Source organism: Pseudomonas sp. FSL R10-0399, assembly GCF_009600165.1.
Lineage (GTDB): Bacteria > Pseudomonadota > Gammaproteobacteria > Pseudomonadales > Pseudomonadaceae > Aquipseudomonas > Aquipseudomonas helleri.
The window spans coordinates 1-896 of the sequence record NZ_WIWK01000270.1 but is presented as its reverse complement, the minus strand read 5'-3'; the positions used below and the strand labels follow the sequence as shown (position 1 = coordinate 896).

General features: G+C 52.2%; 1 protein-coding gene. It reads left to right on the top strand.

The genetic code is table 11. From position 1 onward, the window contains the following. Positions 1 to 798, top strand: a 798-nt coding sequence (locus GHO41_RS29370; protein ID WP_228393622.1) for a replication initiation protein, incomplete at its 5' end; no start/stop codon positions are given. Positions 799 to 896: the final 98 nt, after the last annotated feature.

The window sequence follows — 896 nt, the reverse complement described above, 5'->3', positions numbered from 1 at the left end:
AAATATATACAGCATAACGGACCAACTCACCTTTACTGGATGGCGTTTGATATTGACCGTCCAGGTGCAAGCATTGATTGGTCTGACCGTGGGGCACCCGCTCCGAATCTGACAGTTAAAAATCAAGCCAACGGGCACGCTCACGCTCTGTATGCCCTATCCACAGCAGTCCGCACAGCACCGGACGGAAGGGTGGCACCTCTGCGGTATGCAGCAGCAGTCGAAAACGCTCTGTGTGGGCTTTTAGACGCTGACAGAGGCTATGCAGGGCTAATCGTCAAGAACCCGCTTCACAAGCACTGGCAAGTCCACGAGTGGAACGACAGAGCCTATGAATTGGGCGAACTGGCTGACTATCTCGACCTATCGACAAAGAAACCGAAAATCATCGTCGATTATGGGCTGGGCAGGAACTGCACGCTTTTCGAAGAATTGAGAAAGTGGGCTTATAGGGCTCAAAGGCAGGGCTGGCCTGACTATCGTCAGTGGCTCGATGCGTGCCTGACCCGTGCACAGATGATCAATCTGCAGTTCACCAGCCCGCTACCGTTGAGCGAAATCCGTGCAACGGCAACAAGCGTTGCAAAGTGGACAAGCAAGCGGATGAATCAGGGTGATTTTGAGTATTACGTTGAAAGCACGCACACCTCTGAAATTCAGTCATACCGTGGCAAGCTGAAAGGCAAGACCACCAGAGAACAAGGCATCGAGCTTTTGCAGGCTGGAAAGTCGATTCAGGAAGTTATGGCAATCACTGGTGCCAGCCAAGCCACCGTATACCGCTGGACCAAAAGGTAAGGTCAGGAAGTGGAAACCCTGCCCAGATAACGGCACCCCTACGGGGCTATTATCTGATATAGGCTTTGAGAAAATCCCCTTCGGGAGCGTGAAACGAA